Raw genomic sequence first — 26,887 nt, 5'->3', positions numbered from 1 at the left:
GTTTGATAATAAACCTCGCTTGCCACCTGGCGTCATCCTCGGCCGTGTGCCGAGGATCTGCTGCCCTATGAAACGGAGGCAGATGCCCGGGACAAGCCCGAGCATAACGAAGGAAGAGTTGGCCGGCTTCGCCAGCAGCCTGAGCCGGGCATAAAGCCCGGCATTCCCATCAAGATGTCATCGAAGCTTAGCTGTCGAGGAACGAGCGCAGCTTTCTGGAGCGGCTCGGATGCTTCAGCTTGCGCAGCGCCTTCGCCTCGATCTGGCGGATACGTTCGCGGGTGACCGAGAACTGCTGGCCGACTTCTTCGAGCGTGTGGTCGGTGTTCATGCCGATGCCGAAGCGCATGCGCAGCACGCGTTCCTCGCGCGGCGTCAGCGAGGCGAGAACGCGGGTGGTCGTCTCGCGCAGGTTCGCCTGGATGGCCGCGTCGATCGGCAGCAGCGCGTTCTTGTCCTCGATGAAATCGCCGAGATGCGAATCCTCTTCGTCACCAACCGGGGTTTCGAGCGAGATCGGCTCCTTGGCGATCTTCAGGACCTTGCGGACCTTTTCGAGCGGCATGGCGAGCTTTTCGGCCAGTTCTTCCGGCGTCGGCTCGCGGCCGATCTCGTGCAGCATCTGGCGCGAGGTGCGGACGATCTTGTTGATCGTCTCGATCATGTGCACCGGAATGCGGATCGTGCGAGCCTGGTCGGCGATCGACCGGGTGATCGCCTGGCGAATCCACCAGGTGGCATAGGTCGAGAACTTGTAGCCGCGGCGGTATTCGAACTTGTCGACCGCCTTCATCAGGCCGATATTGCCTTCCTGAATGAGGTCGAGGAACTGCAGGCCGCGGTTCGTGTACTTCTTGGCGATGGAGATGACGAGGCGAAGGTTCGCTTCGACCATTTCCTTCTTGGCGATGCGCGCTTCGCGCTCGCCCTTCTGCACCATGTGCACGATGCGGCGGAATTCCGAAATCGAAATACCGGTCTCGGTCGCCAGATTCTGGATTTCCTGGCGGATGTCGCGGATCGTCGTGTTTTCGCCCTTGGCGAATTCCTTCCAGCCGCGGGCGGCCAGATTGCCGATCGACTTCATCCAGTTCGGATCGAGCTCGGCGCCCTGATACTGTTCCAGGAAGCTGTCGCGCTTGACGCCGTAGGATTCGGCCAGACGCAGCAGGCGGCCCTCGTTGGAGACGAGACGCTTGTTGATGTCGTAGAGCTGCTCGACCAGCGCATCGATGCGGTTCTGGTTGAGCGACAGCGACTTGACGGCCTTGATAAGCTCGTCCTTGAGCTCCTTGTAGCGACGCTCCTGGGCGGAGGAAAGCGTGCCGGACGCCGACAGGCGCTGCTCGACCTGCTGGTCCTGCAGCTTGCGCAGCTTCTTGTAGGTCTCGGCGATCGTATCCAGCGTCTCCATCACCTGCGGGCGAAGCTCGGCTTCCATCGCCGCCAGCGAGAGGTTGGATTCGTCCTCGTCCTCTTCCTCCTCCTCGGGAGGCAGGCCTTCGCCGCCGACATCGGTGATGTCGTCGTCGCCGGAACGGGCGCGGCGGGTCTTTTCCTTCTCCTCGGCGGCCTTGCGGTCGGCCTCGATCTTCTCGGGGCTCTGGAACTGCGGCGCCGCCTTGGCTTCAGGGCCGGAATAGGTGGTTTCGAGATCGATGATCTCGCGCAACAGCGTCGTGCCTTCGTTGAGTTCGTCGCGCCAGATGATCAGCGCCTGGAAGGTCAGCGGGCTCTCGCAGAGGCCTGCGATCATCGTCTCGCGGCCGGCCTCGATGCGCTTGGCGATGGCGATTTCGCCCTCGCGGGAGAGAAGCTCGACCGAGCCCATCTCGCGCAGATACATGCGCACCGGATCGTCGGTACGGTCGGTCGGTTCTTTCTTCTTGGCGGTCGCAAGCGCGGTGCCGCCGGAAGGCGCGAGTTCGCCGCCTTCGCTGTCCTCGTCGCCGCCGGCATCATCGTCATCACCGCCGCCGGAAGCGCCGGCTTCCTCGGCTTCTTCATCCTCGATGACGTTGATGCCCATGTCCGAAAGCATCGACATCGTGTCTTCGATCTGCTCGGACGTCACTTCCTCGGACGGCAGAACGGCGTTGAGCTCGTCCATCGTCACATAGCCGCGCTTCTTTGCGGCCTTGATCATCTTCTTGACCGCGTCGTCGGAAAGATCGAGAAGAGGGCCGTCGCTTGCGCCGTCGCGTTCGACTTCCGCGTCTTCGTTCTCTTTGACCTTGGTTGCCATTTATATCGTCGCCTTCCTGACGCTATCCAATCTCGCTACGGTGAATGGGCCGTCTCAGGGCCTGACGCGCCGCACGCGCCGCCCTAGAATCACCTTTGCCCACCTAACGGGATGACATTTAAAGCCTGATTAACCACGATCGCCGGCACCGGACAGCAAAGCTTTTTTGCTTTTGGATTTCCGGCCATGGTTGCGCGATCCGCCTTGACCCAGTTCACCGTTTCAACAAGTCGAACGGTGATTCCCACATTTTTTGTTCTCGTCAAGCTTTTCCAGAAAAAAAGCTCACGAATCATCGGAAAAAGCCTTATCCACAGGCTTTGAACCGCGGCTGCGATTGCGAACCTTATTTAAGAAGCATCGAACAAAAGACAAGGGCAGCATAGATTTTGCCCGCCGCAGCGGTTGTTTCGGCCGTTTTTACAGTTTTGACGGCGGTATATCCCCGGCTCCGGGCAGGCGCTCTGTTTTTAATGCGCGGCACCGTCATAGGCCGTCACCTTCAGCGCGCCGAGATCGATCGCGGGAATGCAGCGCAGATTGATCGACGCCATTGCAGCGCCGTTCGGGCCCACCGCCTCGCCGAAGGGCGCAATACCGCACTTGGCGCAGAAGTGATGGCGGATGACATGCCTGTTGAAAGTATAGGTCGAGATATTCTCGTCCGGCGTCTTCAGCACCAGCTTCTCGCGCGGCACGAAGGCCAGAAGCCCGCCGCGCCGACGGCAGAGCGAACAGTTGCAGTCGAGCGCCTCGCTGAACTCGCCCTCGACCTCGAAACCGATATTGCCGCAATGGCAGCTTCCTTGATAAATCATCTCGTCCTCCTCACATCCAATCCATGACGACTTTGCCGGAGTTGCCCGACCGCATCGCCTCAAAGCCCTCGCGGAAATCGTCGATCTTGATGCGATGGGTAATAAGGGGTGCGAGATCGAGGCCGCCCTGGACGAAGGCGATCATCTTGTACCAGGTCTCGAACATCTCGCGGCCGTAAATGCCCTTGAGATTGAGCATCTTGAAGATCACCTTGTTCCAGTCGATCTCGAAGCCCGCCGGCGCAATGCCGAGAATGGCGATCTTGCCGCCATTGTTCATCTTGTCGATCATGTCGCGGAAGGCGGGTGCAGCACCCGACATTTCGAGCCCGACATCGAAGCCCTCGGTCATGCCGATCGCCTTCATCACGTCGGCGAGATTTTCCTTCGAGGCGTCGACGACGTGGTCGATGCCGAGCTTGCGCGCCAGATCCAGCCGATGCGGATTGATATCGGTGATGACGACCTTGCGGGCGCCGGAACGCTTGGCGACGAGCGCCCCCATGATGCCGATCGGCCCGGCGCCGGTGACGAGCACGTCCTCGCCGACGAGATCGAAGGAGAGTGCGGTGTGCACGGCATTACCGAACGGATCGAAGATCGCGGCGATCTCATCGGAAATATCGTCCGGGATCGGCACGACATTGCTTTCGGGAATGCAGACGAACTCGCCGAACGAACCCGGCCGGTTGACGCCGACGCCGAGCGTGTTGCGGCAGAGATGCCCCCTGCCCGCCCGGCAGTTGCGGCACTTGCCGCAGACGATATGCCCTTCGCCGGAAACGCGTTCGCCGACGTGATAGCGGGTGACCGCCGAACCGATCTCGGCGATCTCGCCGCAAAATTCATGGCCGACGACCATCGGCACCGGAATGGTCTTCTGCGCCCACTGGTCCCAGTTCCAGATATGGACGTCGGTGCCGCAGATCGCCGATTTCTTCACCCGGATCAGCACATCGTTCGGCCCGACCTCCGGCACCGGCACATTCTCCATCCAGAGCCCGACCTCGGGCTTCGATTTGACCAGCGCCTTCATCATGTTCGACATATATCCCACCTTTGCTTGGCGCCAACTTCGCTATTCCCCTTCTCCCCAGCGGGGAGAAGGTGCCCGTAGGGCGGATGAGGGGGCGGCACGGCACGCCGTCAATCCAATATTGTTTCTCGCTCAACGCTCGAACGTCGCTTCGCTCCGCCCCTCATCCGACCCTTCGGGCCACCTTCTCCCCACTGGTGAGAAGAGGGAGCAAGCCTCGCTCAAATCACACCCAACTCCCGCCCCGTTTCCGCAAAAGCCGCAATCGACCGCTCGACATCTTGGCGCGAATGCGCAGCCGACATCTGCGTGCGGATGCGCGCCTGGCCCTTCGGGACCACCGGGAAGGAAAAGCCGATCACATAGATACCCTTCTTCAGCATCAAAGCCGCCATGTCCTGGGCAAGCTTGGCGTCGCCGAGCATGACCGGGATGATCGGATGGCCTTCGCCGGCGAGTGTGAAGCCGAGCTTGGTCATCTCGCTGCGGAAGAGATCGGCATTGTCGGAAAGACGCTTGCGCAAGGCATCGCCATTTTCGATCAGGTCGAACACTTTCAGCGAGGCGGCGGCAATGACCGGCGCCAGCGTATTGGAGAACAGATAGGGCCGCGAGCGCTGCCGCAGCCATTCGACGATCTCTGATTTCGCCGAGGTATAACCGCCCGAGGCGCCGCCGAGCGCCTTGCCGAGTGTGCCGGTGATGATGTCGATCCGGCCCTCGACGCCGCAATGTTCGGGCGAGCCGCGGCCGTGCCTGCCGACGAAGCCGACCGCATGGCTGTCATCGACCATGACCATGGCGCCGTATTTCTCGGCGAGATCGCAGACGCCGCGTAGATTGGCGATGATGCCGTCCATCGAGAAGACGCCGTCAGTGGCGATCAGCTTGAAGCGGCTGCCCTCGGCCTTCTTCAATTCCTCTTCGAGCGCCGCCATGTCGTTATTGGCGTAGCGGAAGCGCTTGGCCTTCGACAACCTGACGCCGTCGATGATCGAGGCGTGGTTCAGCGCATCCGAGATGATCGCGTCCTCCTCGGAAAGCAGCGTCTCGAACAGGCCGCCATTGGCGTCGAAGCAGGAGGAATAGAGGATCGTGTCTTCCATGCCGAGGAAAGAGGAAATCCGCGCTTCGAGCTGCTTATGCTCCTCCTGGGTGCCGCAGATGAAGCGCACCGAAGCCATGCCGTAGCCGTAGCGGTCGAGCGCCCTTTTGCCGGCCTCGGCCAATTCCTCGTTATCGGCAAGGCCGAGATAGTTGTTGGCGCAGAAATTCAACACCCGCTCGCCGCTGGAAATCGCAATCTCGCCCGCCTGCTTGGAGCTGATGACCCGTTCGGACTTATAGAGGCCGGCATCCTTCAGCGCCGAAATCTCGGTGCGAAGATGGGAGAGAAATGGCGAGGTCATAGGCGGCCCTTCCTGATGTTTTTTATAGCTTCCGGGTTAACATATCGCCGCCGGCTTGTCTTCTTCAGCGCTGGACCGAGATCGAGAAGAACACCGGTCGGTCCGCTCAGTGGTCATGCGCCAGGATGATCTCCAGGAAGGCGTCGCCGTAGCGCTCGAGCTTCGCCTGACCGACGCCGGATATGGCCAGCAGCTCCTTGCGGCTGCGCGGCCGTTCCGTCGCAAAGGCAATCAGCGTCGTATCGGGAAAGACGACATAGGGCGGCACGCCGAGCGATTTGGCGATCGCCATGCGCTCGGCCCGCAGCGCCTCGAAGAGGCTGCCGTCGGCGCCCGACAGGGCCGATTTGCGCTCGCTGCGCTCCACCTTCTTCGTGCGCCGTTCCGAAGCAGGGCGGTCCTTGCGGAAGAATACCTGTCGCTCGTGCTTGAAGACGGCGCGCGCTTCCGGCTCCAATTTAAGCGCCCCATAGGCCTCGTGATCGACCCTGATCAGCCCCATGGCGAGCAGCTGCCGGCAGACGGATTGCCAGGTCCGCGCCGGAATGTCCTTGCCGGCGCCGAAGACGGGCATATCGACATGGCCGAAACGCTCAGTCTTCTCGTTGACATTGCCGACCAGCACGTCGATGACGTGGCCGGCGCCGAAACGCTCGCCGGTGCGATAGATGGCGGCCAGCGCCTTGATCGCCGCTTCCGTGCCTTCCCAGGTCTCGACCGGCTTCAGGCAGGTATCGCAATTGCCGCACTGGCCGGCATGTGCTTCCCCGAAATGGGCCAGGATCGCCTGCCGGCGGCAGGAGGCGGTCTCGCAGATCGCCAGCAAGGCGTTGAGCTTGGCGCGCTCGACCCGCTTGATCTCCGCGGCGGCATTGCCCTCGTCGATCATCCGGCGGCGCTGAATGACGTCGGCCATGCCATAAGCCATCCAGACCTCCGACGGCAGGCCGTCGCGGCCGGCGCGCCCGGTCTCCTGGTAATAGGCTTCCACCGAACCCGGCAGGTCGAGATGGGCGACGTAACGCACATTCGGCTTGTCTATGCCCATGCCGAAGGCGACGGTGGCAACCAGGCAGAGGCTCTCTTCCTTCAGGAAGGCATCCTGATTGGCGTCGCGAAGCGCCCGGTCCATGCCGGCATGATAAGGCAATGCACGAACCCCCTGCCCGTTCAGCCAGTCGGCCGTGTCCTCGACTTTGGCACGCGACAGGCAATAGACGATGCCGCTGTCGCCCTTATGGTCGGAGAGGAAGCGCAGAAGCTGCTGGCGCGGCTGATCGCGCTCGACGATCTCATAGCTGATGTTGGGACGATCGAAGCTGGTGGTGAAGATCTCGGCAGCGTCGAGCCCCAGCCGATCAACGATATCGTCGCGGGTATGCGGATCGGCCGTTGCCGTCAGCGCTATTCTGGGAACACCGGGATATTGCTCGCCGAGCCGGCCGAGCTCACGATATTCCGGCCGGAAATCATGGCCCCACTGCGAGACGCAATGGGCCTCGTCGATCGCAAACAGCGCGATCTTCTCATTGGCGATCAGCTCGCGGAAGCCGTCCGTCAGGATGCGCTCCGGCGTCACGTAGAGAAGGTCGAGCTTGCCGCCCGAAAGCGCGCGGCGGACCTCGACGAACTCCTCGCGCGACAGCGACGAATTGAGTGCGGCAGCACGAATGCCGAGCTGCTTCATCGCCTCCACCTGATCGCGCATCAGCGCAATCAACGGCGAAACAACGATGCCGACGCCCTCGCGGCAGAGCGCCGGGATCTGGAAGCACAGTGATTTGCCCGCTCCTGTCGGAAAGAGCACCACCGCATCGCCGCCTGACACGACGTGCTCGACCACCTGCTGCTGCTTGCCGCGGAAGGAGGAATAGCCGTAGACCTGCTTCAAAAGCTCGAGCGGCGAGCGGCCGGCGGAAAACAGCGCATCGGCAGCGGAAAAGCCAGCTTCGTTGCCTTCGGTCAGCGACATCAGTGGTTCGCCGCCCCTTTGACGCGACCGGAAAGCACGCCGAAGCCGTCGATGATCGCCTCCTGGTTCTCGAGGCGCACGCCTTCCAGATGCACTTCCTGCTGTGCCCGAATCAGCTGAACGATCGCCTCGCCATCGCCGGCTTCGGTGGCCAGCGCGATCTCGCGTTCGAGTTCCATCTTCTGCCGGCGCAGCGCCTTTGCCCGTTTGTGGAAGGCGAGCGCCTGGCGATAGCCCTCACGCGCATCCTCCATCGCCGCCTCCTCGGTCGCCGTCCAGAGCCGGGCATTGCGCACCTGCTGGTCGAGGCTCTTGATCAGCGGGCCGAAGCCCTCGAATTCCAGCCGTTCGGTCAGATAGTCGCGCGTCAGATGCGGGCCGGCAACGGCGGCCGCTGCGCCAAGCACCGCCGACCACAACCGTTGCAGCTCGCGGCTGTCATATTCAATCGCGGCGATCTCGTCATAATCGTCGATCATCAGCGCCGGATGATTGACGATGGTGAGCGCCAGCACGCTTTCGCGCAGCGCCGTGTTGTCCCGGTGGCCGCGCACGGGGCCGGAGCGGGCAAGCCGGTCGGAAATAAGGCTCGGGCTTTTCGGCCCCGCCTTGCCGGGATTGTCGCGGCCCGCCCGGGAATTGCCGGCGAAACCGCGCCGCTCGCCATTGTTGCGGTTCTGGAACTGCGGCTGGAAGAAGGCGTTCAGCCGGTCGCGAATATCCTGCTGGTAGTGACGGCGCACATTCTCGTCGGCGATGACGGCCACAAGCTGCTTCAGCCGCGCCTCGAGTTCGGCGCGCGCCTCGGGCGTGTCGAACTTGCCGGTGTTGATCTCGCGGCTCCACAGCATCTCCGAAAGCGGCTTTGCCTGGCTCATCACCTTGTCGAACGGCGCGCGGCCCTCGTCGCGCACGAGATCATCGGGATCCTTGCCGTCGGGCAGAAGCGCGAAGCGGACGGAGCGGCCGGGCTTCAGATGCGGCAACGCCAATTCGGCGGCGCGATTGGCCGCACGGATGCCGGCGCCGTCGCCGTCGAAGCAGAGCACCGGCTGCGGCACCATCTTCCAGAGCAGCTCGAGCTGGTTTTCGGTAAGTGCGGTGCCGAGCGGCGCAACCGCGTTCTCGACGCCCGCCTGATGGAGCGCGATCACGTCCATATAGCCTTCGACCGCAATGATGGTGCCGCTCGCATTGTCGTCCTGCTGATCGCTGCGTCCCGGCCCCTGGATCGCGCGGCGCGCGCGGGCGAAATTATAGAGCACATTGCCCTTGTGGAAGAGCTCCGTCTCGTTGGAGTTCAGGTATTTCGCCGGCGCGTCTGATGACATGGCGCGGCCGCCGAAGGCGATCACCTTTTCCCGCGACGAGAGGATCGGAAACATGATGCGGTCGCGGAAGCGATCGTAGGAAGCCGGCACGTTCTCATGGACAACAAGGCCGCAGGCCTCGATCTGCTCCTTGGTGACGCCCTTGCCGGCAAGGAATTCCTTGAGGGCATTGCGGCTGTCGGGCGCATAACCGAGGCGGAAGGTCTCGATGGTGCGCCCGGTCAGCCCGCGATCGCGAAGATAGGCGCGCGCCTTGGCGCCATTGGCCGTCTGCAGCTGATCCTGGAAGAACGCCGTCGCCATTTCCATGACGTCGATCAGCGAGCCGCGCTCCTTCTCGCGCTTTTCCATGACAGGATCGGCAAGCGGCATCGGAAGGCCAGCCATATCGGCGATCTGCTGCACCGCCTCGGGAAAACTCAGGCCCTCGAGCTCGGTGAGGAAGCGGAAATGATCGCCGGTGACGCCGCAGCCGAAGCAGTGATAGCGGCCCTTCCGGTCCTCGCAGTGAAAGCTCGGTGATTTCTCGCCGTGAAACGGGCAGCAGGCCCAGTAATCGCCGCGCGAGACGTTGGTCTTGCGCTTGTCCCAGCTCACACGTCGCGCAATCACGTTCGAAATTGGAACGCGGTCACGGATCTCATCGAGAAAGGTGTTGGAAAAGCGCATTTATACCTCTTGGCCAGCCTCCATATAAGCTGCTTTGCCGCGCCATGCCACGAAACTTGTCAGGAAAACCCGCTATTCACAGGCAAGTGCACGCGTCCCTGATTGCGTCGGTTATCCAATCAAAAACACGTTATCGCCCCTGCGACAGGGGTGCGACATTATTGTCCTCGGGGGACCAGAATTTCGCTGTCGCGCAAGCTTCGGCAAAGGCCGCCATTTCCCATGAGCCTCAAATAAATCGTTTGAAAACAAATTATTATCGCCCTCTTTCACGATCCGCTTTGCTCTTTGCGCCGCCATCCGAGCCTCCGCTTCGACATCTCCAAAACCGACATTTTCGGCAATCATTATTTTTTTGTAATTTGAACAGGCCGCCGCACCGCAATAAGTTCGATCTCAACAAAGCGATCCCCGAGCGAAGCACCATCCCTACCCCCGGCGCCGCTTCGCAAGGGTGCCTTTGCAAATAGCCTCCGGCTTGGGCTTCGGCCCCTGCGTGCCGGCGGAAGCAAAGTGCAAGAAGGCAGGAGCGCCCCCAGCTCCTGCCTTCTTAAATTTTTGGCTTGCCGTGATACAAATTCCCTTTTGAAATTAACCGATTATTGACAAAATCGTTGACATCAGGCGCGTGCGTGAAGGAAGTATGCGCCGAATTTCCTGGACTCCTTCCCCATGGCCTTTACCGCTGAAACTCTTGCAGCAGACGATCGCTTTCTCGCGGCAATCCTCCACTGCGCCGATCAGATGCTCGCGATCTATCGTGAGAGCCCGCGCATCGCCTCGATTTTCGCCGCACAGCAGCGCTGGCTGATGGCCCATGCCGGCTTTGCGCTTCATTATGGCCATCCCGACTATGAAAAGAGCGGCCTCTATTCCGGCCGCTTCATCGACTTTGCGGTCAAGAACGACATCGCCAGCCGCAACACGGCGGCGGCCTTCATGCAGGAAATGCTGGCCTATCGCTTCCTGCGTCCGGCTCCTGGTGCCGACAAGCGCACACGCTATCTGGAACCCACCGAAATCGCCGAGCAGCATTTCACCCGATGGCTCGTCACCCACATGATGATCCTCGACAGCCTCGATGGCGGTAAGCGCGCCGACAGGATCGCCGCCGAACCCACGGCGATGATGGCAGCGATCCAGCCGCGCATCGCAAAGGCGATCATCGGAAGCCAGGCGGTGCGCAGCCCTGGCCCCACCTTCAACCTCTTCAACTGGGCAAATTCCGGCGGACTGGTGATGGACTACCTGATCTCGCGCCTTCCGGAATTTCCCCGGACGGCCGAGCGCGTCGCGGTCGGCCCCCTGTCGCTGCGGGAAATCCGCGACCAGTTCATGATATCGAACACACACCTGAAGCGGCTTCTGACGCAGGCCGCAACCATGGAAAGCGTCGGCTGGACCGAACCGTCCCGCAAGGGCGAGTTCTGGCTCTCGCGCCGCTTCATCCTTGAATACTGGAATTATCAAGCTGCGAAATTCGCCATCGTCGATGCCGCAGCCGAAGCGGTGCTCGGGCCCGCGGTCCTGGACGAACCGCGGGCGCGACGCGTGGTCTAGACCAAATTTAGTTCAGCAGTTCCTTGACGGTCGCCGAGGCCTTGGCGAAATCCATCTGGCCGGCATAACGCTCCTTGAGCGCGGCCATCACCTTGCCCATGTCCTTGGCGCCGGCAGCACCGGTCTCGGCGATGATCGCCGAGACGTTGGCGCGCACTTCGCTCTCCGAAAGCTGCTTCGGCATGAAATCCTGGATGACGGTGATTTCGGCGCGCTCCTTGGCGGCGAGTTCCGGCCGGGAATTCTCCTCGTAGATCTTTGCCGATTCGTCGCGCTGCTTCACCATCTTGGCGAGAATCTGCAGGATCTCGTCGTCGCTCGCCTGCTCCTTGCCGGCGCCGCGATTGGCGATATCGCGATCCTTGATCGCGGCCTGAATCAGCCGGACGGTGGAAAGCCGCTCCGAATCCTTGGCCTTCATCGCCTCTTTCAGCTGGGTGGCGAGTTGATCGCGCAGCATGGTCTTTTCTCCGTTTTTGATGGCGCTTCATAAACCACGCTGATGCGGGGGATCAAATAAATTGCGAGATCGGCGCGATAAAGCGCAGGAAAACAGCCGCAATCCCGGTTACAAAGATTGACGCTCAGCAATTGCGTGGCTATCTACCGCCACCTGCACCAAAATTCGTGATCAGGCCTGAAGCGCGCGGCATTGCCGCGTCCACACGCCTGCGAGATCAAATGGCAGCGAGCGCGGCAACGCGCATCGGCCGCCGGAAACGGGATGAAGATGACCGCGACAGCACCCTGGACAATCGAAAAGCCGACCGCCCTGCTCGTTCTTGCCGACGGCACGGTGATCGAAGGCAAGGGCATCGGCGCAACGGGCAAGGTCCAAGCCGAGGTCGTCTTCAACACGGCGCTGACCGGCTATGAAGAGATCATGACCGACCCTTCCTACCTCGGCCAGATCGTCACCTTCACCTTTCCCCATATCGGCAATATCGGCACCAATGATGAAGACATCGAGGATCTGACGCCCGCCGCCCGCCACGGCGCCGTCGGCGTCATCTTCAAGGCCGACATCACCGAACCCTCGAACTACCGCGCCGCCAAACATCTCGACCAGTGGCTTAAGGCGCGCGGCATCATCGGTCTCTGCGGCATCGACACCCGCGCACTGACCGCCTGGATCCGCGAGAACGGCGCTCCGAACGCGGTGATCGCCCACGATCCGAACGGCGTGTTCGACATCGAGACGCTGAAGGCCGAAGCCAAGGCCTGGAGCGGCCTCGAAGGCCTCGACCTCGCCAAGATCGCCACCTCGGGCCAGTCCTCGCAATGGACCCAGACGCCGTGGATCTGGAACGAAGGTTATGGCGAACTCGGCGCTGCGGACGCAAAATACCACGTCGTCTGCCTCGACTACGGCGTCAAGCGCAACATTCTGCGCCTGTTTGCCGGCCTCGACTGCAAGGTGACCGTCGTGCCGGCGACAACGAGCGCCGAAGACGTGCTCGCCATGCAGCCGGACGGCATCTTCCTGTCGAACGGCCCGGGCGATCCGGCGGCAACCGGCGAATATGCCGTGCCCGTGATCAAGACGCTGGTTAAGACCGATATCCCGGTCTTCGGCATCTGCCTCGGCCATCAGATGCTCGGCCTCGCCCTCGGCGCGAAGACCGAAAAGATGCACCAGGGTCATCACGGGGCCAACCATCCCGTCAAGGATCACACGACCGGCAAGGTCGAGATCGTCTCGATGAACCATGGCTTCGCGGTCGACTCGAAGTCGCTGCCCGATGGCGTTGAAGAGACTCATATTTCGCTGTTCGACGGCAGCAATTGCGGCCTGCGCGTCCTCGGCAAGCAGGTCTTCTCCGTCCAGCACCATCCGGAAGCCTCCCCCGGCCCGCAGGACAGCCACTATCTCTTCCGCCGCTTCATCAACATGGTGCGCGAGAAGAAGGGCGAACCGGCGCTCGCCGAACGCTGATTTCAAGAACTGCCGATTTCGCAACGGCCCGCTAAACCGGCACGTGATGTGGAATCTCTTGAATCTTGAAAGGCAGCAATGAGAGGAAGGACCGCTATCTGCCGAAGCGGTCTTTTTTCGTTATAGAAGAATAAGGCTGCTTTGCGCCAAAGCCGCCATTCTGGCCCATGCGGGCGACTAGATCACGAATTCCTCCTCGTACGTCTGTGGCTCGGGAACGACCGTAACCTCCACGGGAACGATCCAATTGGCCGCGTAGCTCTCGCAGTCGGAACGCTGGAGGTCGGGCTGCACGCACCCCGCACCATCGATCGCGCGACATCGCAGTATATATCGCCCCGCTTCTTCAGGGGTCCACATGTACTCCCACAAGCGCCATGCGAAGGGACGTTCTGTTTCGAGGAGCCTTCCCTCGCGCCAGCCCCTGCCATCTCCGGTGCAGACCTGCACCTGCCGGATGACAGCTTCTCCGCTCCAGGCGGCTCCGAAAATCCGATACGGTTGGCCGGCGACGAGACGCGCGCCCTGCACGGGACGCGCGATCTGCGCTTTGACCTCCATCTCCGCGAGGGGGACCAGCCTGGGTTCCCCGAGGCTGCGCTCCCAACGGAAATAGTCGCGCGCCTGCCAGTAGCCAAGGAACGGTTGCTCCACAACCGTGATATGCGTGATCCACTTGACCCAAGCCATGCCGAACCAGCCACCCACGACCGCGCGCAGCGGGTAGCCGTGATCGCGCGTCAACGGCTCCTTGTTCATCGAATAGGCAAGGATCGTGCTGTCAGCGATGGCCTTCTCAAGCGGTAAACTGCGCGCAAAAGCGATGGGGCCTGGAGAAGCCGTTTTCTTGTTCGTGTCGACAACGCCGCTGTCTGCGCCTACGAGCAGAACCTCACGTGCGGTTCGCTTAACGCCCGCCATTTCTAAAATCTCGCGCAGAGGAACACCTGTCCACGCGGCATTGCCGACGGCTCCGTTCTGCCACTGCAACCCCTCCTTCGGCGGCACATAGTAGACGCGCCCGTTCCCTGCGCACTCGACGACGGCAGTGAAAGTCGTGCTCCGCATCGCCTTGATGCTGTCGAGGTCAAGTTCGATCGGCCGCTCCACCGCCCCGCCAACGCGCAATTTCCAGTCTCGCGCATCGAGGTCCGGCGACTGGAAATGGTTTCGCACGAAGAACAGCTCGGTTGGAATCAGCCAATCGGAGAGTGACGCAAACGGAAACTCGATGTTCTGTGGGGATTTCTGTCGAACTATTAGACCGGGTTGCTCTGGTGTCGGCATCGTCCTCGTCTCCCCTTCCAAGGGCACAACGTTGGCACTCGGTCGCGCGAATTCCAGTTCGATCACACCGCCCCTCGCAGTGCGTCTGTCGCGTCCGTCTTCGGCCCCATTCTAGCACATACCGCACGTTCCTTGGATCGACATCGAACGGCAGCAAAAGGCCCCGTCGCGGGCGAAGATGCGGTTGCGATGAGCCGGACGCCGCGATGCCGTCGTTCGAAAAGCTGCACGCGTCGCTTCAAGCGCCTTGACGCGCGAACTGACGCTTGACTGCGTGACGCCGAGGACGTTCGCCGCGTAACGGAAATTCAAATGCTCGGCGACAGCCAAGGTCTGAATCAACGATACCATCGGAATGCGGCCGGTCATCAGCAACGACGTTGCTGACGATATCGTCTCTGCCGGGCCGTTGTTCCGTCTTCGCATTCGTTGCCGACCTAGTGCAGTTGCTCCCTATCGTTCATCCAGAAGTGCGCTTGTGGCCGCGCTGGACCATTAGCGGGACGCCGACGTCACGCGAGCCTGATGCGATAGACGGCGCCATTGCCCCAGTCGGCTGAGATCGCCCGATGGTGAGACCGTCAGGCCCACCGGGCTGGAAAGTCCATCGACGAACAAGCTCGTGCGGCCATCGTCGAAAACCTCATGGATGCCCGTTCCACCGTAGTCGACCACGAAGACCCTGCCGCTTGCAGTCTGTGCGATCCCCGGTCCTGGCGTGCGCAATGCCTCCCCGGTCTCGATGCGGCGACCATCGCCGCGCACGATGGTCACGCCGCCGCTGATGTTGGAGACAACGAAACCGTTGTCAGGACGATGAATGGCCCCAACCGGCGTTCTCAGACCAGAGACAGCGACACTGCGGGTTTTGGCGGCATCGAAAGCGAGAATCTCGTTGGTGCGTCGGTTGGCGACAAGCAGTCGTCCTGCCCGATCGAAGCCTAGCCCCGCTGGCGTCGCGAGCCCCGTGAGCCAACATAAATGTTGCCCTCCGCGTCGATCGCGAGACCCGAGGGGCCGGACAAATCACCCGCGAACGTCGTGCGCTTTCCGTCCGACTCGACGCGCGAGATGCGGTCAGCGCTCCATTCCGCCGCATAGAGGTTCCCGCTCTTGTCGAACGCTATGCCGACCACCGAGCTGAAACCCGTCCAGAGACGTTCGGCCCGGTTGGTGCTCTGCGCTGCGGCGGGAGTGATCATGGCGAGCGATGGCGGCACGAGTGCAGTTGAGATGATTGCGGAAAGCATTGAACGTCGGTCGATCATTCACTTTCTTCCCTACGTGGTCGCGAGGACGGGTTGCTCTTGGCGAACTCTTCCGCAGCGATGCGGATCGCCTGCTGTGTCGCTGGATAGCCGCTGTAGGCGGTGAGATTGACCAGCGTTTCGATGATCTCATCCCGGCTCGCACCAACGTTCAAGGCGGCGTTGATGTGGACGCGCAAAGGCGTTTCCGTTGTCGCGGAGCCGATGGCGGCCAAAGCCGCGCAGGCGCTGAGTTCACGGGTCTTCAGATCGATGCCTTTGCGCGAGAAAACCTCGCCATAGGAATGTTCGACGATCATGCGTCCGAGGTCCGGTGCGATATCGTCAAAACTACGGACCACGGCATCGCCTGATGCGGCCGAGCTTTTCGCAAGCAGAGCCTTCCCCCGCTCCAATCGATCCGTCCGACTTTCCGTATCGACGGACATGGGGATGTCGACCTGAAGCGGCTGGGCGCCGAGCGCGAAGACGCTCCGGGCGACCGAGAATGCGTTCAGGGCGGCCGGAAACCCACGGTAGACGCTGAGTTTGATGAAAAGCTCGATGATCTCTTCGCGTGTGACGCCATTGGCAAGGGCGCCGGCCAGATGAAGGCGAAGCGCATCGCTGCGATTGCCGCTTGAGGCGAGCATCGCGACAATCGCGAGCAGCTTTGCTTTGTGCTCCAGCCCATCACGGGCCAACGCCTCTCCGAACGCGAAATCGATTGAAAGCTGCGCGAGGTCGGGAGCGGCGGTAGCAAAGCGATCGAAGTAGTCCTGCCCGTCTCCGCCAGCCAGCCGGTGGAGCATGTCCTGTCCGGTCGCTCCTCTGTTCGTCCGATCACCCCGCGGTATGATGCCGACGCCGCTGGCGCAGGACATCGCGCCAAGTGTGCGGTCGATTCTTGAACAGGTTGAGGGCGTCCTGCTTGGCGGGCGCGCGTTCGATCCGACCGAAAGCACTCGGCAATTCGTGATCGGTCTCTCCGATTATGCTGCTTTCGTGCTTCTATCGCGTCTGACCGCACGGCTCGACCGCGAAGCGCCAGGCATTTCTCTGGTGATCCGCAACACGAGCCGCAGTGTCGGTTTGCCGATGCTGGACGACGGTGCAGTCGAACTCATCGCAGGCAACTTCCCGCCACCGCCCACCCATATGCGAGAAGAACTGCTCTACGAAGAGGATTTCATCTGCGCTGGCCGTGGCGATTATCCCGAGCTGGACGAAAGGCTTGACCTCGACCGTTACCTCTCGCTTCGCCATCTTCAGGTTTCGATGAAGGGCAATGCGAGCGGCTATGTCGATGCTGTGCTCACCGAGAAAGGATTGAAAAGGAACGTCGTCGTGACGGTCGGCCACTTCTTGATGGCGCCGATGCTGGTCGATGCCTCCGACCTCGTGGCAACGGAACCCCGCCGTCTCTTCGCACCGTTGGCCGGGCGGCTCCCGCTCCGACTTTTTCCGCCGCCATTGGATATTCCTTCATTCCGAGTGGTGCAGACTTGGCACGCACGGCATGACGCCGACCCAGGACATCAATGGCTACGACGGGTGCTTCGTGAAGTTGGTCAATGGGTTTGAGAGGCCAAAGCCCCAGTCCCCGCCGCCGCCCCAACTGCCAAGACACCGCTCCGCCCTGCATGATGCCTGCGACCTCGCGACCGAGCTGTCGGTCAATGACCGGCCGCTACGGGACAAGCGTGAACTCGTGGGACCTTTCGACAATGGCGAACTTGCCGCTCGATAGCTGCACGGTCCCGGTGAAGGTGCCCGCAACTGTTTCGCCATCAGTGCCTGCACGGAAAGGCTTCGCTCTCTCCTGCGCCAGCGCCGCGCCGTTGCGGGCCACTTCGCGCTCCCACTCTGAACGACATATGGTTTTAGACCGCACCTCACGCGCGGCCATCGCTCACTTCGAACATGAGGACGCTCATACGTCTTCGCTTCCATATTGACCTCAACCATACTTGAGGAATTACAAACGCCCCGCAGGACATCCGATGCAGGAGAAAATGGATGAGCGGAGCTTTCTATCGTGTCGACAAGTTCGTCGTGCCGGCTGCGGCGCGCGAGGAATTTCTCGTCAAGGTGATGATGACCCACAAGCTGCTGGAAGCACAGGAAGGTTTCATCGATCACAGGGTGCTGGAGCAGGTCGCCGGTCCCGGCGAATTCAATTTCGTCACCATTGCCGAATGGGAAAATACCGAGGTCGTCGAGCGCGCGCGGGCAGCCGTCGCGGCCGCCCACAAGGCCGCCAATTTCGATCCCCAGGAGATGTTTGCCCGTCTCGGCATTCGCGCCGATATCGCCAGCTACAAACCTGTCGCGGCTTAAAATAGCGCGGCCGGCTCAGGCGCCGGCCGGCGCGCCTTCCCGGCGAAGGAGAAGATAGAAGCGTGCGCAGAGCATGACGGCCGCAGCCGCCAGTCCGACGAGGAAGCCGAACCAGATGCCGATGCCGCCGAAGCCGAGCGGGAAGGCAAAGGCCCAGGCGAGGAAGAAGCCGATCGGCCAATAGGCGATCAGCGCCATGATCATCGGCACGCGCGCATCTTTCAGGCCGCGCAGCAATCCGTTGGCGATCACCTGCAGCCCGTCGACGAGCTGGAAAAGCCCGGCAACGACAATCAGCGGCCCGGCATAGGCCAGCACTTGCGGCGCCTCGGGCGAGTTGACGTCGAGAAACCAGCTGCCGAGGAATTGCGGCATGGTGGCGAAGATGACCGATCCGACCGCCGAGATGGCGCAGGCAATGACAACAACCATGATCGAAGCGCGCACCAGCCCGTCATAATCGCCCTGCCCGTGCGCGACGCCGATGCGCACCGTCGCCGCCTGGCTGAGACCAAGTGGGATCATGAAGGCGATCGAAGCCCATTGCAGGGCGATGCCGTGCGCGGCGAGCTCGATGGTGCCGATGTAACCCATCAGAAGCGACGCGACCGTAAACAGACTGACCTCGGCAAGCACGGTGACGCTGATCGGGAAACCGAGCCGGATGACCTCCAGCAGCGCGTGCCAGTCCGGCTTCCAAAACCGCACGAAGATCTCGTAGCGCCGCGTCTCCTCCCGCCGCTGGACAAAGACGAGGATGAAGAGGAAGCCCGCCGTCTGTACGACCACCGAGACGATCGCCGCACCCTCGAGCCCCATTGCCGGAAGGCCGAAATGGCCGAGCACGAGGGCGTAGGCGAAGATCGCATTCATCACCAGCGTGACGATCGTGACGTTGAGGATGATGCCCGCCTTGCCGATGGCACTGACGAGGGCTCGCATCACGTTGAAAAGGAGGGCCGGCAGCACGCCGAATTGGCCAATCAGAATATAACCATGGGCGAGCCTGGCCACCTCCGGCTTCTGCTGTGCAAAAAGCAGGATTTGTTCCGCATTGAAAAAGGCCGGTTGCGCGATGATCCAGAATCCGATCACCACCCACAGACCCATGCGCAGCGATCGGCGCACAGAGACGACGTCGCCGCGGCCATAGGCCTGCGCCACCATCGGAATGACGGCAATGGAAAAGCCCGAGCCGAAGATCAGGATCGTGAACAGGAACTGGGCCGACAGCACCATGGCCGCCAGTTGCTCGGCGCCAAGGCGGCCAATGATCATCACGTCGGTGGTGTGGATGCCCAACTGAGCGAGCTGGGCGCCGATCAGCGGAATGCCGAGCGCCAGCGTCGCACGGAAATGTGCGCCCCAACGGTTATCGTTTGTCGGCGCAAGCCTGCGCGCGTCGATCGGCGTGTCCATGACACCAGTCCTGTGATTGAAATCTGCAACGCCGCGATGAAGCGGCAAAATATCATTCGGACTTAGATCAAAGCCTCGCAAAGAACTACCCCAGAACGGGAAGATGATGAAAAATTCATCATGACATCACTATTTCTGATTGATCAGCCCGCCGCTTCCAGCGCCTCGGCCGGCTCACGGAGCCTAACCCTGGTGAGGAATACACCGGCGGCCAGCAGGATGAGCACGGCGGCGGTGAGATAAGGCGCACCGGCAAAGGTGACGGGCGCCTCGGGCCGCGTGAAATAGCCGAACATCTGCGTGAAGATCAGCGGCCCGACGATCGTGGTGATGCTGCTGAGGCTGGTCAACGCGCCCTGCAGCTCGCCTTGCGCCGAAGGCGGCACTTTGCCGGCGGCGATGCTGCGCAGCGGCGGATCGGCGACGTTTTCGATGACGGTCGCGACGATGACGACGTAGACGACCCACCCCTCCCAGGCGAAGGCATAGCCGGTCAGTCCCGCAGCCGAGAAGCACAGGCCGAGGAGAGCGGTCTTCCACTCGCCGAGCAGGGGCACGATCCGCGGCAGGACGAACCCCATGACGAGCGCAGCACCGATCCCATAGATACCGAGCGACAGGCCGATCTGCCCCTCGCTCCAGCCGTAACGATAGGTCGAGACGAACGACCAGACGGAGGGATAGACGGCATGCGCCAGGAAAAACAGGAACATCACGAGGCTGACCCAGCCGATGCCGGGGTAGTAGCGCATCTGGCGCAGCGCGCCGAGCGGGTTGGCCCGCTTCCACTCGAAGCGGCGGCGGTTCTTCGCTTCCAGCGTTTCCGGCAGCAGGAAGCAGGCGGCGATGAAATTGAGAAGCGACAGCGCTGCCGCGCCAAGGAACGGCACACGCGGTCCGAACTCGCCGAGAACGCCGCCGATAACAGGGCCGATGGTGAAGCCGACGCCGAAGGCGATGCCGATCAGGCCGAAATTCTTCGCCCGGTTCTCCTCGGTGCTGATATCGGCGATGTAGGCCGAGCATGTGGCGAAGCTGCCGCCGCTGATGCCGGCAAGCACGCGGCCGACAAACAGCATCCAGAAGCTGGTGGCGATGCCGCAGATGAAATTGTCGATCGCAAAGGTCAGCACCGAAAATAAAAGGATCGGCCGGCGGCCGAAACGGTCCGACAGGTTTCCGAGCAGCGGCGCGAACAGGAACTGCATGCCGGCATAGACGAGCATCAGCCAGCCGCCGTCGATTGCCGCATCGCTGACGCTGCCGCCGGTCAGTTGCTCCAGATAGGCCGGCAGCACCGGCATGATGATGGCGATGCCGATAATGTCGAGGAAGAGGATGATGAAGACCAGGAAAAGGCCGCGGCGAACGAATTTCGGGTCAAGCATGTAGCATCTCTACAGCGATTGTTTCTGAAAAGACGATCTCGTCGCCGCCCAAGTGACATAGCTCAGAAAAGAAAACGAAACAATCCGTGAACATTTCAAAGTTTTTGATGAGCTATACGGGAAGTTTATGAAACCCCTCAACCGCCGGGCTCGGCCGGGTGGTCGGCTCCCTTGCGATCACGGCGATGACGCGCTGCCGCCGGCGGGCGTTATCCCGAACATATGCTGCGGCATATGGACAGTGAGAGATAGTGAAGACAGGGCGAAGGACTAAAACGAGCGTCCTGCGGTGAGTGACGAAGGAACGAATGCCCGGCGCGCAAGCGAAGGGCAATCATTTCCTCCTCAAACCGGCCCCGAGAATGTATCGCAGGCCGACAATTGTCCGCTGTCGAAACCGCGCTTGAACCACCTGACGCGCTGTTGCGAGGTGCCGTGGTTGAAACTCTCGGGCACGACGTAACCCTGCGACCGTTTTTGCAGCGTATCGTCACCGATCTGCTGGGCGGCGTTCAGCGCCTCCTCCAGGTCGCCGGATTCCAGCAGGCCCCTCTGCTGGGTATATTTGCCCCAAATGCCGGCGAAGCAGTCGGCCTGCAGCTCGACGCGCACCGACATCTTGTTGGCTTCGTCCTCACTCATACGCTGGCGGGCCTGATTGAATTTCGGCAGGATACCGAGCAGATTCTGCACATGGTGGCCGACCTCGTGCGCGACGACATAGGCTTCGGCGAAATCGCCCGAAGCGCCGAACCGGTCGGAGAGTTCCTGGAAGAAATCCGTGTCGAGATAGACCTTGTGATCGCCCGGGCAGTAGAATGGACCGGTCGCGGCAGAGGCAAAGCCGCAGGCCGATTGCGTTTGTCCCGAGAAGAGCACGAGGCGCGGCTCCTGGTAATTCTGCCCCTGTGCCTGGAAGATGCCGTTCCATGTATCCTCGGTCTCGGCGAGCACAGTGCGCATAAAGGCGGTCATCTCGTCATTGGCTGGCGTGCGTGTTCCTTCGGACTGGCTCTGCTCGTAGCCGGGCCCGCTGGTCATGCTGCCGGTGTCGAGCACCTGCAGCAGGTCGATGCCCATCAGCTTGAAGATGAAATAAATGACGACGAGGAAGATGATCGTGCCGATGCTCAAGCCGCCGCCGGCGCGGCGAACGCCGCCGCCGGAAGGAAAGTTGAAGCCGCCGCCGCGGCCGAACCCGCCGCCGCCCGGATCGCCGCGGCGATCCTCGATATTGTCGGACTGACGCCGGCCTCTCCATTCCATTTTCGTTCTCCCCGAGATGCCCATGCTTCTTACTTCAGGAATCTATATATCCGTCGATGGCAGGAATTCCAGCGACTTCATCGGGCGACAGGCCAGGTCTTTTGGGGCATACGATCGTGGCGAGCGCGCAGCCGATCTGCACGCCGCTTCAGATAAAGAAGGCGCCCTAAGCGCTTGACGGGACTCCCGCTTTGGCTCTTCCTGATCAGGAGAAGAATTCGGGAGGACAAGCCGATGAAGGCCGTACGCCTGGAAGCAACCGGAAAATTGCAGCTCTGCGAGATCGGCAAGCCCGTGCCGGCGCCGGGCGAATTGCTGGTCCGCATTGAGGCCTGCGGCATCTGCGGCACCGACCGCCATATCTTCCATGGCGAATTTCCTTCCAAGCCGCCGGTGACGCTCGGCCATGAGTTTGCCGGCATCGTCGAGGCGGTCGGCAGCGGCGTGACCGATTTTCTCCCCGGCATGCGCGTGACCGGCGATCCGAACATCTCTTGCGGCGGCTGCGAGGAGTGCCGGCGCGGCCGGGTCAATCTTTGCCGGAAGCTGCAGGCGATCGGCATCCACCGCGACGGCGGCTTTGCCGAATATGTCTGCATGCCTGAAAGCCAGGCCTTCGCGCTGCCGGCCGATCTCGATCCGCTCCACGGCGCCTTCTGCGAACCGCTGGCCTGCTGCATTCACGGAGTCGATCTCGCCGGGCTTAAGACCGGCGCGTCGGCCATCGTGCTCGGCGGCGGCGTCATCGGCCTGCTCACCCTACAGCTGGCACGGCTCGCCGGAGCGACCCGCATCGTGCTGGTGACGCGCAGTGCCGAAAAGCGGCGGCTGGCCGAAAGCCTCGGCGCGACGGCAACGGCCGATCCCGGGGGCGGCGACATCATTGCCCGCATTATCGCCGAAGACGGGTTTCTGCCCGGCGGCGCCGACGTCGTCTTCGAATGCGCCGGCGTAGCCGAGACCATGCAGCAGGCGCCCCGGCTTGCGCGGCGCGGCGGCACCGCCGTCATTTTGGGCGTCATGCCGCAGGGCGCAATGATCGAGGTCGAACCCTTCGATCTGCTGTTTCGCGAAGTCGCGCTGATAAGCTCCTTCGTCAACCCCTTCACCCATGGCCGCGCCGCCGACCTCATCGCCTCCGGCAGTATCGAAGTCGAGCCGCTGATATCCCGGCGGATCGGGCTCGATGAGGCCCCGGAAGCGATCACCAATCCGGCGCGCGGCGGCGAAATCCGGGTGCTGGTCGTGCCGGACGGGAAATAGCTTTCACGCCATATCCGGATTCCTGTCGATTCCGCGATTTATGGGGTTCCGTTTGCAAATACATTTGCCTATAAGCCGCTTCTAGCCTGAAAAGACCCTCAATGCGCGACCCGACCGGTGATCTCCCACCCTGGCCGGCTTTTTGCGCAGCCAGACAATGGATATCGCCCATGCCGAAGCGCCAAGACATCAAATCGATCCTCATCATCGGCGCGGGACCGATCGTCATTGGCCAGGCTTGCGAGTTCGATTATTCCGGCACCCAGGCCTGCAAGGCGCTGAAGGAGGAAGGCTACCGCGTCATCCTCGTCAACTCCAACCCGGCGACGATCATGACCGATCCGGGCCTTGCCGACGCAACGTATGTCGAGCCGATCACCCCTGAGGTCGTCGCCAAGATCATCGCCAAGGAGCGCCCGGACGCGCTGCTGCCGACCATGGGCGGCCAGACGGCGTTGAACACCGCGCTTTCGCTGAAGCGCATGGGCGTGCTCGACCGCTACAATGTCGAAATGATCGGCGCCAAGCCAGCCGCCATCGACATGGCCGAGGACCGCGCGCTGTTCCGCGAGGCCATGGCCCGCATCGGCCTGGAAACGCCGCGCTCGATGCTGGCGAATGCCACCGACATCAAGGACCTCGATCGCAAGACGCACGAGGCCGAGCGCAGCAAGCTGCGCGAAAGCCTCTCGGGCTCCGACCTCGACAAGGGGCTGGACGAACTGGAAAACCAGTGGAACCTCGGCGAGAGCGACCGCAAACAGCGTTATTTGAACCACGCCATGGCGATCGCCGCCCAGGCGCTCGACCATGTCGGCCTGCCCGCCATCATCCGCCCCTCCTTCACGCTCGGCGGCACAGGCGGCGGTATTGCCTACAACCGCTCGGAATTCTTCGAGATCGTCGGCGGCGGCCTCGACGCCTCGCCGACCACCGAAGTACTGATCGAAGAATCCGTGCTCGGCTGGAAGGAGTATGAGATGGAGGTCGTCCGCGACAAGGCGGACAACTGCATCATCATCTGCTCGATCGAAAACATCGATCCGATGGGCGTCCATACCGGCGATTCGATCACCGTCGCTCCGGCGCTGACGCTGACCGACAAGGAATACCAGATAATGCGCAACGCCTCGATCGCGGTGCTGCGCGAGATCGGCGTGGAGACGGGCGGTTCGAACGTCCAGTTCGCCGTCAACCCGAAAGACGGCCGCTTGGTCGTCATCGAAATGAACCCACGTGTGTCGCGCTCTTCGGCGCTGGCCTCCAAGGCCACCGGCTTCCCGATCGCCAAGGTCGCCGCCAAGCTCGCTATCGGCTATACGCTCGACGAACTCGAAAACGACATCACCGGCGGCGCCACGCCCGCCTCCTTCGAACCGTCGATCGATTATGTCGTCACCAAGATCCCGCGTTTTGCCTTCGAGAAATTCCCCGGCGCCTCGCCGGTGCTGACCACGGCGATGAAGTCGGTCGGCGAAGTCATGGCGATCGGCCGCACCTTTGCGGAATCGCTGCAGAAGGCGCTGCGCGGCCTTGAAACCGGCCTGACCGGCCTCGACGAAATCGAAATCCCCGATTTCGAGGAAGGCGAATCCAGCCAGAACGCCATCCGTGCCGCCATCGGCACGCCGACGCCCGATCGCCTGCGCATGGTCGCCCAGGCGCTGCGCCAGGGTCTCAGCATCGAAGAGGTGCATGAAGGCTGCAAGATCGACCCCTGGTTCATCGCCGAGCTCAAGAACATCGTCGATATGGAAGCCCGCATCCGCGAGCACGGCCTGCCCGGCGATGCCGACAACCTGCGCATGCTGAAGGCGATGGGCTTCTCCGACGCCCGTCTGGCAACCCTGACCGGCAAGCGCCCGAAGGAAGTGGCCGAACTGCGCAACGGTCTGAACGTCCGCCCAGTTTTCAAGCGCATCGATACCTGTGCGGCCGAATTCGCTTCGCCGACCGCCTATATGTATTCGACCTATGAGACGCCCTTCGTCGGCGCCGCCCGCTCGGAGGCTCAGGTCTCCGACCGCAAGAAGGTCGTCATTCTCGGCGGCGGTCCGAACCGCATCGGCCAGGGCATCGAGTTCGACTATTGCTGCTGCCACGCCGCCTTCGCACTGAAGGATGCGGGCTATGAAGCGATCATGATCAACTGCAACCCGGAAACCGTCTCGACCGACTACGACACCTCGGATCGCCTCTATTTCGAGCCGCTGACGGCGGAGGATGTGATCGAGATCCTGCGTGCCGAGCAGGAAAAGGGCGAAGTCGTCGGCGTCATCGTCCAGTTCGGCGGCCAGACGCCGCTGAAGCTTGCCGAGGCGCTGGAAAAGAACGGCATCCCGATCCTCGGCACCGCGCCCGATGCGATCGATCTCGCCGAAGACCGCGACCGCTTCCAGAAGCTTCTGATGAAGCTCGACCTTAACCAGCCGAACAACGGCATCGCCTATTCGGTCGAGCAGGCCCGTCTCGTCGCTGCCGAAATCGGCTTCCCGCTGGTCGTGCGCCCGTCCTACGTGCTCGGCGGCCGCGCCATGCAGATCCTGCATTCGGAAGGCCAGCTGCAGACCTACCTGCTCGACACGGTGCCGGAACTGGTGCCTGAAGACATCAAGCAGCGTTATCCCAACGACAAGACCGGCCAGATCAACACCCTGCTCGGCAAGAACCCGCTGCTCTTCGACAGCTACCTCACCCACGCCATCGAAGTCGACGTCGACTGCCTCTCGGATGGCACCGATGTCTATGTCGCCGGCATCATGGAGCATATCGAGGAAGCCGGCATCCATTCCGGCGATAGCGCCTGTTCGCTGCCGCCGCGCTCGCTGCCCGTCGAACTGCTGGACGAGCTGGAGCGCCAAGCGAAGGCGATGGCCAAGGCGCTCAATGTCGGCGGCCTGATGAACGTCCAGTTCGCCATCAAGGACGGCACCGTCTACGTGCTCGAAGTCAATCCGCGCGCTTCGCGCACCGTGCCTTTCGTCGCCAAGACCATCGGCGCGCCGATCGCCAAGATCGCCGCCCGCGTCATGGCCGGCGAGAAACTCGACGCGACCTTTGCCGCCTACGGCACGAAGCCCGATCCGCGCAAGCTCACCCACATCGCGGTCAAGGAAGCCGTCTTCCCCTTCGCCCGCTTCCCCGGCGTCGATACGCTGCTCGGGCCGGAAATGCGCTCGACCGGCGAAGTCATCGGCCTCGACACCGATTTTGCGCTGGCCTTCGCCAAATCGCAGCTCGGCGCCGGCGTCGAACTGCCGCGTGACGGCACGGTCTTCGTCTCGGTGCGCGACGAGGACAAGCCGCGCGTGCTGCCGGCGATCCGCATCCTCGTCGAACAGGGCTTCAAGGTGCTGGCGACCGGCGGCACCGCCCGCTTCCTCGGCGAAAACGGCATCACCGCCACCAAGATCAACAAGGTTCTGGAAGGCCGCCCTCACATCGAAGACGCGATCCGCAACCGCCAGGTCCAGCTCGTCATCAACACCACCGACGGCAACAAGGCGATCTCGGACTCCAAGTCGCTGCGTCGCGCGACGCTGATGCAGAAGGTGCCCTATTACACGACGATGGCCGGCGCCGAAGCCGCCGCCCAAGCGATCAAGGCGCTGAAGGCCGGCAATCTGGAAGTGCGGCCGCTGCAGAGCTACTTCGCCTGAGATCAGAGCAATTCCAGCAAAACCGCGCCGCGGTGTTGCGTC

The 26,887-nt window shown here is 62.1% G+C and carries 22 protein-coding genes and 1 pseudogene; 6 read left to right on the top strand and 17 right to left on the bottom strand.

The features are described from left to right. Nucleotides 1-187: 187 nt before the first annotated feature. The 7 genes from rpoD to dnaG all read right to left on the bottom strand — a co-directional run bounded on the left by rpoD (nt 188) and on the right by dnaG (nt 9,480). Nucleotides 188-2,245, bottom strand: coding sequence for an RNA polymerase sigma factor RpoD (gene rpoD / locus K6M89_RS25480; RefSeq protein ID WP_004677699.1), 2,058 nt, complete (start codon nt 2,243-2,245; stop codon nt 188-190). Nucleotides 2,246-2,334: 89 nt separating this feature from the next. After that, a complete protein-coding gene (locus K6M89_RS25475; protein ID WP_141507380.1) occupies nt 2,335-2,541 on the bottom strand; it encodes a hypothetical protein in 207 nt (68 codons plus the stop codon). A gap of 174 nt (nt 2,542-2,715) precedes the next feature. Then, the gene (locus K6M89_RS25470) at nt 2,716-3,063 is read right to left on the bottom strand and encodes a GFA family protein (RefSeq protein WP_222141424.1); all 348 of its coding nucleotides are present in this window, start codon (nt 3,061-3,063) and stop codon (nt 2,716-2,718) included. Between the two features lie 10 nt (nt 3,064-3,073). Beyond that, a complete protein-coding gene (gene tdh, locus K6M89_RS25465) occupies nt 3,074-4,111 on the bottom strand; it encodes an L-threonine 3-dehydrogenase (RefSeq protein WP_222141423.1) in 1,038 nt (345 codons plus the stop codon). A gap of 209 nt (nt 4,112-4,320) precedes the next feature. After that, nucleotides 4,321-5,508: a glycine C-acetyltransferase gene (locus K6M89_RS25460; RefSeq protein ID WP_222141422.1), complete on the bottom strand. Its 1,188-nt coding sequence runs from the start codon at nt 5,506-5,508 to the stop codon at nt 4,321-4,323. A 106-nt stretch (nt 5,509-5,614) separates the two neighbouring features. After that, complete coding sequence (gene recQ, locus K6M89_RS25455; protein WP_222141421.1) at nt 5,615-7,480, bottom strand: DNA helicase RecQ; 1,866 nt, start codon at nt 7,478-7,480, stop codon at nt 5,615-5,617. Continuing rightward, nucleotides 7,480-9,480: a DNA primase gene (gene dnaG / locus K6M89_RS25450; protein ID WP_222141420.1), complete on the bottom strand. Its 2,001-nt coding sequence runs from the start codon at nt 9,478-9,480 to the stop codon at nt 7,480-7,482. The genes recQ and dnaG overlap by 1 nt, the downstream gene beginning before the upstream one ends. 672 nt (nt 9,481-10,152) lie before the next feature. Here dnaG and K6M89_RS25445 point away from each other — a divergent pair. Then, nucleotides 10,153-11,040 carry a hypothetical protein gene (locus tag K6M89_RS25445; RefSeq protein WP_222141419.1) on the top strand — a complete coding sequence of 296 codons (888 nt, stop codon included), beginning with the start codon at nt 10,153-10,155 and terminating at the stop codon, nt 11,038-11,040. A gap of 7 nt (nt 11,041-11,047) precedes the next feature. On the opposite strand, the gene K6M89_RS25440 is transcribed toward K6M89_RS25445, so the two are convergent. Beyond that, nucleotides 11,048-11,500, bottom strand: coding sequence for a GatB/YqeY domain-containing protein (locus K6M89_RS25440; protein WP_183912537.1), 453 nt, complete (start codon nt 11,498-11,500; stop codon nt 11,048-11,050). A gap of 270 nt (nt 11,501-11,770) precedes the next feature. Between K6M89_RS25440 and carA the strand changes: the two genes are divergently transcribed. Beyond that, nucleotides 11,771-12,976 carry a glutamine-hydrolyzing carbamoyl-phosphate synthase small subunit gene (gene carA, locus K6M89_RS25435; protein WP_097578983.1) on the top strand — a complete coding sequence of 402 codons (1,206 nt, stop codon included), beginning with the start codon at nt 11,771-11,773 and terminating at the stop codon, nt 12,974-12,976. A gap of 177 nt (nt 12,977-13,153) precedes the next feature. Here the strand turns inward: carA and K6M89_RS25430 are convergent, their stop codons facing one another. The 5 genes from K6M89_RS25430 to K6M89_RS25410 form a co-directional block, all read right to left on the bottom strand. After that, nucleotides 13,154-14,263: a sulfite oxidase gene (locus tag K6M89_RS25430; RefSeq protein WP_245443089.1), complete on the bottom strand. Its 1,110-nt coding sequence runs from the start codon at nt 14,261-14,263 to the stop codon at nt 13,154-13,156. Nucleotides 14,264-14,374: 111 nt separating this feature from the next. After that, nucleotides 14,375-14,632 carry a helix-turn-helix domain-containing protein gene (locus K6M89_RS25425; protein ID WP_246642677.1) on the bottom strand — a complete coding sequence of 86 codons (258 nt, stop codon included), beginning with the start codon at nt 14,630-14,632 and terminating at the stop codon, nt 14,375-14,377. 126 nt (nt 14,633-14,758) lie between these two features. Further along, complete coding sequence (locus tag K6M89_RS25420; protein ID WP_222141418.1) at nt 14,759-15,028, bottom strand: NHL repeat-containing protein; 270 nt, start codon at nt 15,026-15,028, stop codon at nt 14,759-14,761. Nucleotides 15,029-15,204: 176 nt separating this feature from the next. Continuing rightward, complete coding sequence (locus tag K6M89_RS25415) at nt 15,205-15,531, bottom strand: hypothetical protein (RefSeq protein WP_222141417.1); 327 nt, start codon at nt 15,529-15,531, stop codon at nt 15,205-15,207. Next, complete coding sequence (locus K6M89_RS25410; protein WP_222141416.1) at nt 15,528-16,322, bottom strand: carboxymuconolactone decarboxylase family protein; 795 nt, start codon at nt 16,320-16,322, stop codon at nt 15,528-15,530. The genes K6M89_RS25415 and K6M89_RS25410 overlap by 4 nt, the downstream gene beginning before the upstream one ends. 46 nt (nt 16,323-16,368) lie before the next feature. Here K6M89_RS25410 and K6M89_RS25405 point away from each other — a divergent pair, with 46 nt between their 5' ends. Further along, nucleotides 16,369-17,094 carry a LysR substrate-binding domain-containing protein gene (locus K6M89_RS25405; protein WP_246642676.1) on the top strand — a complete coding sequence of 242 codons (726 nt, stop codon included), beginning with the start codon at nt 16,369-16,371 and terminating at the stop codon, nt 17,092-17,094. 13 nt (nt 17,095-17,107) lie between these two features. Here the strand turns inward: K6M89_RS25405 and K6M89_RS25400 are convergent. Further along, nucleotides 17,108-17,371, bottom strand: a pseudogene (locus K6M89_RS25400) (DUF3363 domain-containing protein); the annotation flags it as partial. A gap of 158 nt (nt 17,372-17,529) precedes the next feature. Here K6M89_RS25400 and K6M89_RS25395 point away from each other — a divergent pair. Next, a complete protein-coding gene (locus K6M89_RS25395) occupies nt 17,530-17,850 on the top strand; it encodes an antibiotic biosynthesis monooxygenase family protein (RefSeq protein ID WP_037140480.1) in 321 nt (106 codons plus the stop codon). Between the two features lie 15 nt (nt 17,851-17,865). Here K6M89_RS25395 and K6M89_RS25390 read toward each other — a convergent pair whose 3' ends face one another. The 3 genes from K6M89_RS25390 to ypfJ all read right to left on the bottom strand — a co-directional run bounded on the left by K6M89_RS25390 (nt 17,866) and on the right by ypfJ (nt 21,923). After that, nucleotides 17,866-19,269: an MATE family efflux transporter gene (locus tag K6M89_RS25390; RefSeq protein WP_222141414.1), complete on the bottom strand. Its 1,404-nt coding sequence runs from the start codon at nt 19,267-19,269 to the stop codon at nt 17,866-17,868. A gap of 143 nt (nt 19,270-19,412) precedes the next feature. After that, nucleotides 19,413-20,657 carry a TCR/Tet family MFS transporter gene (locus tag K6M89_RS25385; protein ID WP_222141413.1) on the bottom strand — a complete coding sequence of 415 codons (1,245 nt, stop codon included), beginning with the start codon at nt 20,655-20,657 and terminating at the stop codon, nt 19,413-19,415. A 345-nt stretch (nt 20,658-21,002) separates the two neighbouring features. Beyond that, nucleotides 21,003-21,923: a KPN_02809 family neutral zinc metallopeptidase gene (gene ypfJ, locus K6M89_RS25380; protein ID WP_222141412.1), complete on the bottom strand. Its 921-nt coding sequence runs from the start codon at nt 21,921-21,923 to the stop codon at nt 21,003-21,005. A 234-nt stretch (nt 21,924-22,157) separates the two neighbouring features. Between ypfJ and K6M89_RS25375 the strand changes: the two genes are divergently transcribed. Further along, nucleotides 22,158-23,186, top strand: a complete 1,029-nt coding sequence (locus K6M89_RS25375) for a zinc-dependent alcohol dehydrogenase family protein (RefSeq protein WP_222141411.1) — start codon at nt 22,158-22,160, stop codon at nt 23,184-23,186. A gap of 170 nt (nt 23,187-23,356) precedes the next feature. Next, nucleotides 23,357-26,845, top strand: a complete 3,489-nt coding sequence (gene carB / locus K6M89_RS25370) for a carbamoyl-phosphate synthase large subunit (RefSeq protein ID WP_222141410.1) — start codon at nt 23,357-23,359, stop codon at nt 26,843-26,845. Nucleotides 26,846-26,887: the final 42 nt, after the last annotated feature.

It is taken from the genome of Rhizobium croatiense, assembly GCF_019793465.1.
Classification (GTDB): domain Bacteria; phylum Pseudomonadota; class Alphaproteobacteria; order Rhizobiales; family Rhizobiaceae; genus Rhizobium; species Rhizobium croatiense.
This window is presented reverse-complemented; position numbering and strand designations above follow the sequence as displayed.